Raw genomic sequence first — 7127 nt, forward strand, 5'->3', positions numbered from 1 at the left:
CTCATGTCTCAGCCACAACCACCGCGACATCAGTCGCAACCCTGTCATAGCAGCTTTCAAGTTTTTGAACCTACCGCCTATGCAGACCTGTCGATTTTCGCTCCATTACTGCAGATTCCTCTGTCAATCCTCCGAAAATCAGAAGTCTCTGCCTTTGCCTATTCAATGAAGGCAAAAGCTTTACTCTCCTCCAACGTGCTTTCATTATTGCTTGCGTTAATAGTGGCACCGTGAATTTCAACCCGCCCCCAATTATTAGACTTCACAACCGAAAGAAATCCAAAATCTTACCTGTGGCCCGACTTGCGCCTCCCCAACCTCCGCCTGCCCCCCCCCTGCAGCGCCGGGCTTCGCTAGAAACAGCTTTTTGAAATGAAGTATGGCGCGACTCAGCAATCGCGGTATGGTTAATCTTGAGAAACCAGTTCGGAAACACGATGTCGCATCCTTCGAGCCATGAAACAACGGCCACCTATACTGCGGGTGTGCGAAAGACGCTGAGAACGGTTCTCGATTTCATGTCGGCTGTTGCCGCCTTGGTTGTCATGCTTAATCTGTTTCGCTTCAGCCAGTTTGGCCCAACCTTCATCGCAACCACTTCGCTGCTGGCTGTGTTCTGCGTGCTGCCGGCAATTATTCTGCGCGACGATCGGAAACTCCCCTATCGCGGCGGCTTGATTGTAACTGGCTTTGTGTCTGCCAATTTTATCGGCATCACAAGCCTGGGGCTGGGGGCTGCAGCCTTTGTCGGCTTTCCCTTTCACATGGCCCTCTGTGCCGCGCTGTTCTCCCGAAAAACCACCTATGCGTTTTTCACAGCGTTCACCCTGGGCGTCGCCGCAATGGCCTATTTCTTTGTTCAGGAGGTCTTTGTCTCTCCAGATCCCCGGATTACCAGTTGGAACCAGAGCACCGGAAACTGGGTGGTCATGCTGATCTCACTCACTGTCACCAACCTGCTGGTCATATCGCTTGTCTCCAACCTTAGCCGCTATTGGAAGGAGACGGATTCTGATGCGCTGAATAAGTCGCAACAGTTTGAAACAATGGTAGAGTACGCCCCAGACGCCATCATGATGTTCGATCTTGACCTAGGCAAGTTCACCGCTGTCAACGCCCGCGCTGAGACCTTGTTTGGACGGGATCGAGAGGTCTTGGTGAATGGCATGGGTCTGGGGGATCTCAGTCCTGAACGCCAGCCCTCGGGCGAGCCGAGCGAAACCCTGGCCCGCGCTTATATCGAAAAGGCCATGATGGGTGGCAATCCGACCTTTGAATGGCACCATCTGAATGCGCGGGGTGAAGAAATCCCCTGCGAAGTCTCCCTCACCCGGATGCCGCCTTTTGACCGAAATCTGGTCCGTGCCAATGTTGCTGATATTTCCAAACGATTGAAGGATCAGGCCTATCGCGAAGAGCTGCAGTCGCAATTAGCGGCCTCGCAGCGGCTAGAGACCATTGGCCAGCTGACGGGCGGTGTTGCTCATGATTTCAACAATCTTCTGGCGGTCACCCTTGGCAATCTGGAACTGCTGCAAGACGAAGAAAACGAAGAGAAACGCGCGGAATTCCTGACCTCCTGCATCAACGCCACCCTGCGCGGCGCGGATCTGACCCGCAGCCTGCTGAGCTATGCCCGCCGGGCCCCTCTGCAGCCGCAGACAACCGACCTCAACAAACTGGTGCTGGACACCAAAAACTGGGCCGGGCGCACCCTGCCCTCGCACATCGATGTTGAAACCTCGCTCTTGGCCCGGCTTTGGGAGGTCGAAGTCGATCCTGGCGTTGCCGAGAGCGCATTGTTGAACCTCATTCTCAACGCCCGTGACGCCATGCCAGAGGGCGGCAAGCTCACCATTGAGACCGCAAATGTGCGGATTGACGATACCTATCTCGACGGTCGGAGAGAGGCGTTGGAACCGGGGCGCTATGTGATGATCGCTGTCTCCGACACCGGCGAAGGCATCCCCCCGGAAGTACTCGACAAGATTTATGATCCCTTCTTCACCACCAAACCCTCGGGCAAGGGCTCTGGCTTAGGGCTTTCCATGGTTTTGGGCTTTATGCGTCAGTCCGAAGGCACCGCGCAGGTTTATTCCGAACCGGGCGTGGGCACCACTTTCAAGCTTTACTTCCCGGCGGTCTCCCCCAAAACCGAGGTGCAAACCGAGGTCAACCTGAACCGCCCACCGCTGGAGGCTGGCGGAAAACGCATTTTGATTGCAGAAGACGAAGCCGAAGTTCTCGCGGTTCTCAAAACCCATCTGGAGAAAGCAGGCTATGTGGTGACCGGAGCGACCTCTGGTGATGAAGCCAAGGCCATCTTTGCAGCCGATCCTAATTTCGACCTTTTGCTCACCGATATCGTCATGCCAGGGCGGCTCAAGGGCACCAGCCTGTCAAAAGAGCTGCGGGACCTGAACCACAGCCTGCCGGTAGTCTTTATGTCTGGCTACGCCGCAGAGGCAACGGTGCATGGCAATGGCCTGCGCCCGGAGGACATCAGGCTGATGAAACCAGTGATGCGCCGCGACCTGCTGGATGCTGTCTCTTCCGCGCTGGCAAATGACGCAGGAACATCGACGCTGAGCTGAGACGCCATATCGGTTGGCAATGCCCGCCCCTTAACGCGCCTCCCCCTTCAATGCGTCTAAATATCCCTGCACAGGCCGGATCATGTTCCGCTCTTTTGCCCTCGCGTCGGCCCAGTGCGGCTCCATCTCGACGCCAAACCTTTACTAAAATTGTTATGAATTAGTAGTTTACGACTAATTATCGACTTCAGTTTATGCTCGCCCTTCAAACACTGATCGTTCAAGTGAAAGTCGAGCACAGCCATGGCCGCAGCACAGTCGAAAGCCTGCCTAGACCAGCTCCCAAAGCGTGAGGGGAGAAAAGGGTGAAGGAGGACCATAAGAATTATGAGAAATGGCTGGCAAATCAAGGTGGGGACGGCGACGACACTATCGAAGGCTCCACCGCTGATGACACCATTGACGCAGGTGCAGGCGATGACACTGTCGCCGGTGAAGAAGGCCATGACAGTATTGATGCCGGCGCGGGCAATGATGTCATCTATGGCGATATGGGAGACGGAGTTACCCCGGGTACAGATGCCTCGCCCCTTAGCCTGAACATCAACAATATCGAAAGCGTTTCGCATGATGGCGGGTTGGGCTCGGCCGGTGACTATGCAGTGTTTAGCAACGTTGCAACCCTTCCAGATGGCAGTTCCGTTTCCGGTCGCCTGGTTCTGGTGGAAAAGTCAAACCCAGACCTCTATGTGGAATTTGGCTACACAGAGGGAGCCGAAGTTCTATTGGATGGGGAATCCGCTGGCGATACGGCGACCTTCCGGCTTGAATTCTTTGACCCCATCACAGGCGATCCGGTTTCACTGAACTCTACGGCAACCTTCAACGATGTCGACGACAACAGTGGTGCGGGCGACCCCGAAGCCATCATCGTCGATGGCAGCAGTTTCACCTCCTACGGGCTTTCCTCAGATTCCTCGCTGACCACAACCACGGACGGCAGCACCGTGACGGCCACAGGTTCTGAAGCCAACGAATACTACGACCAGGACGCCTGGTTCTCGGCCGCTTTTGAAGACCAAACCTCGATCGAGTTTACCTTGCAAACGCGGGACGGTATGTCTGGTTTCACCCTGTCGGGCGATGTCATTGACGACCCTGTCATTATTCCAATTGAACAGGGCGCTGACACCATCAATGCCGGCGACGGCGATGATGTGGTCTTTGGCCAGGGCGGCGATGATTCCATCTCGGGCGAAGAAGGCAACGACAGCCTAGATGGTGGTGATGGCGATGATGTTATGGCAGGCGGCGCAGGTTCGGATACCCTGATCGGGGGGGACGGCGCGGACACCCTGTCTGGCGGCGACGGCGATGACTATATTGAAGGCGGTGCCGGCGACGACTATATGACCACCGGCATCGGCAATGACACGCTGATCGGCGGCGAAGGCAATGACACCCTGCGCAACTCCTCTGGCGATGACAGCCTGGTTGGCGGCGTTGGCGATGACCTTATCGTCGCGACAGACGGCAATGACACGCTGGAAGGCGGCACCGGCCATGATACGCTTTGGGGTGGCAACCACGACGACAGCCTAGTCGGCGGCGACGGCAACGACCTCATGTACGGCGAACATGACAACGATTACCTGGATGGTGGCGACGGCAATGACTCCATGGACGGCGGCCACGGCGACGACACCCTGATTGGTGGCGTCGGTCAGGACACCCTGATGGGCGGCGATGGCAATGACATCCTCTCTGGCGGTTCTGGTGATGATGAGATGCATGGCCGGGGCGACCAAGATACCTTTGAAATCTCTGATGGCTTTGGCAATGACACCATCATGGGCGGCGAAGGCGGCGTAGATTTCGACACCATCGACCTGTCTGACGTCACCTCCGGTGCAACGGTCACCTACACAGGCAATGAGGCCGGCAGCATCACCGATGGCAGCGACACCATCACCTTCTCTGAGATCGAAGCCCTCACCCTTACCGATGCAGGGGACGTTGTGGATGCCTCCGCTACGTCATACGGGGCCAAAATCAACGCAGGTGCTGGTGATGACACCGTCACTTTTGGTGGCGGCAATGACTCCATTACCAGCGGCGATGGCTATGACGAGCTGGTCCTCACCTCCTCTGGCGGAATCGACACGGTTAGCGACTTCTCCCTCGGTGACGATGACGACGACGGGTTCTTCAACGACCAGCTGGATGTTTCCGATCTGATCGGCGGAACCGGTCCCGGCGGCGCGATCCGCACCAGCGACGTCTCGGTCAGCGATGACGGCAGCGGCAATGCCATGTTGACCTTCCCCGGCGGCGAGAAGCTTGTCCTCGAAGGCGTTCCCCTCGCCGGTATTTCGTCCCAGTCGCAGCTGTATTCTGCGGGCATTCCCTGCTTTACGCCACATGTACTGCTCGCCACCCAGCGTGGCGCAGTTCCTGCCGGGCAGATCCGGGTTGGCGATATGCTACAGACCGCCGACAATGGTTTTCAGCCTGTCATCTGGGTAGGACAGCGCCACCTGGACGCGGCAGAGCTGGCACAACGTCCACATCTGCGCCCCTATTGTCTGCGGCCCCAAGGCCTCCTTTCTCCCGAGCGCCCGATGCTCCTGTCCCCGCAACACCGCATGCTGGTCAACCCTCGGGTTTTTGAGCGGAAAACACCCTTTGGCGAAAGCTTCATTTCCGCCAAGCTTTTGGCAGGCATCGATCAGACCTGCAGCCAACAAGATCGAAGCGCTGAGGCAGTCACCTATGTGCATCTGATGACAGAGCGTCACGAGGTCGTTTTTGCTGAAGGCATCGCCACAGAGACCTTCTGGCCCGGCCCCGAAGCCATTCGCGGCCTCTCTGCTGCGGACCTGCGCGAACTGTTCTGCCTCTTTCCCGAACTACGCCCGGTCTATGGCCTGGAAGGGCCACAGGGACGTGGACGAGTCAGCCATGTCTACGGTGCCCTAGCCCGCCAGACGCTTAAAAGACGCGACCTTAAACCCCTGCTTTCAGCCTGAAGCGAAACGAGGCCAGTAGCGATGGAATGCCCCCAGGGTCATTAAAGTGATATCTTGGGCACCCTGATTTCCACGCCTAGGCTTCCGAGAAGAACAACCTGGCAGCCATCCACAACCAGCATGGATCGGGGCTATGGCGGCGAGAGGGGCTGAAGGTTCCAATGAAACAACCCAAGAAAGGACGGCTCTGGCTGAACGATGGCTCGTGCGTCCGGTTCCGTCCTGAATATCACAACCACGTCTGGTCGTACGGCGTCGTTCATCACCGAACGGATGATGGAAGGGCTTTCAGAACAATGAACCATGTGCGTCGGCAGAGTTTTTGGGTCCAAAGGTGGCCTAAACTAAGAGAGAGTTTGGCTAACCTGTTTGGTTTGATTCTGCGGCTTGCTGGCGGTGATGCAAGCGTCGCGCCTGAAGTGTCTTTCGTTTGATCCTTTCGCGTTGCTTTGGACAGCATCTCATCTTCGATGGGCAGGCCTGACAAGTGTGTTTCAAAGCCTGGTATTTGGCAACGCCTTTGCCAGTGGGTTTACGGTTCGGATCAGAATAATTGCGCCGGAATTGCTTGAGCGGTTCGCCTTCCGGGCAGTTGTACTGGTTGTTCTCAGGGTCCCATTCAAAGTCGGTGCGAGACCATGTTCCGTCTGTTCGGCCTGCTTTGTCCAACATGGGAATGTGGGCTTTGATGTTGCGGCCCACGAGCCATCCCAGCATTGGGCCTGATCCATAGGCGCTGTCTGCAATCAATCGCTCAGGATCAATATCATGCAGTTCCTTGATCCGATCCAGCATGGTGCGCACTGAACCGACTTCAGCCTGTCGGATCGATCGCGTGCCCTCAACGTCCACGATGACACTGTGGTCGATGTCGATGAGGTAATTTGTCGAATAACTGAAGAATGCAGGGCCTTTACGGGCTGCCGTCCATTGGCTTGCAGGATCGGAATGGGACGTGAACTTGGGCTCAACCTCTGATGCGGCACCAAAAGCTGCGTCGTCCAAGACATCCAGATACTCCTTCACAGCACGCGGCGCATCGTTTGGATCGATGGCGCTGCGATCCCAATCTTCCTTCGATGTTGAGTTCTGTTTGTTTGCGTCAGCTTCGATTAGACTGGCATCTGCGGCAAGGCGCTGCCCACTCACCAAGCCATCCGAGATGCACCGTGCAACCATTCGCCATTGTCGCTCGGACCAATGGCGCGACAAGGCTCATTCTCGAACAGATGCCGCAGCAGTTTGCTCTCCCGAAAGCGCCCGTGCCGGTTCTTGGAAAACGTGGAATGATTGGGGAAAGCATCAGACAACTCAAGACGACAGAACCAACGATAGGCAAGGTTCAGGTGCACCTCTTCACAAAGACGGCGCTCTGAGCGAATGCCCGAGCAATAGCCGACCAACAGCATGCGGATCAGCAGCTCAGGATCAATGGATGGACGTCCAGTATGGCTGTAAAACTTGGCAAGATACTGGCGGATGCCGCTTAGATCGACGAACCTATCAATAGAGCGCAGCAGATGACCCTGCGGGACATGCTCTTCCAGCGAGAACTCGTAGAACA

At 56.5% G+C, this 7127-nt stretch carries 3 protein-coding genes and 2 pseudogenes; 4 read left to right on the forward strand and 1 reads right to left on the reverse strand.

The window, feature by feature from the left end; translation table 11 throughout:
* The 4 genes and pseudogenes from ABJP42_RS16275 to ABJP42_RS16290 form a co-directional block, all read left to right on the forward strand.
* Positions 1-234, forward strand: a 234-nt coding sequence (locus ABJP42_RS16275; protein WP_348342209.1) for a hypothetical protein, incomplete at its 5' end; no start/stop codon positions are given.
* Between the two features lie 203 nt (positions 235-437).
* A complete protein-coding gene (locus tag ABJP42_RS16280) occupies positions 438-2594 on the forward strand; it encodes an ATP-binding protein (protein ID WP_348342211.1) in 2157 nt (718 codons plus the stop codon).
* Positions 2595-2899: 305 nt separating this feature from the next.
* Positions 2900-5563: a Hint domain-containing protein gene (locus ABJP42_RS16285; RefSeq protein ID WP_348342213.1), complete on the forward strand. Its 2664-nt coding sequence runs from the start codon at positions 2900-2902 to the stop codon at positions 5561-5563.
* Positions 5564-5694: 131 nt separating this feature from the next.
* Positions 5695-5865, forward strand: a pseudogene (locus ABJP42_RS16290) (IS3 family transposase); the annotation flags it as partial.
* A 133-nt stretch (positions 5866-5998) separates the two neighbouring features.
* On the opposite strand, the pseudogene ABJP42_RS16295 reads toward ABJP42_RS16290, so the two are convergent.
* Positions 5999-7127, reverse strand: a pseudogene (locus ABJP42_RS16295) (IS1182 family transposase); the annotation flags it as partial.

Origin of the sequence: Pseudophaeobacter sp. (assembly GCF_039971195.1) — a bacterium.
In the GTDB taxonomy this organism is placed as follows: Bacteria; Pseudomonadota; Alphaproteobacteria; order Rhodobacterales; family Rhodobacteraceae; genus Pseudophaeobacter.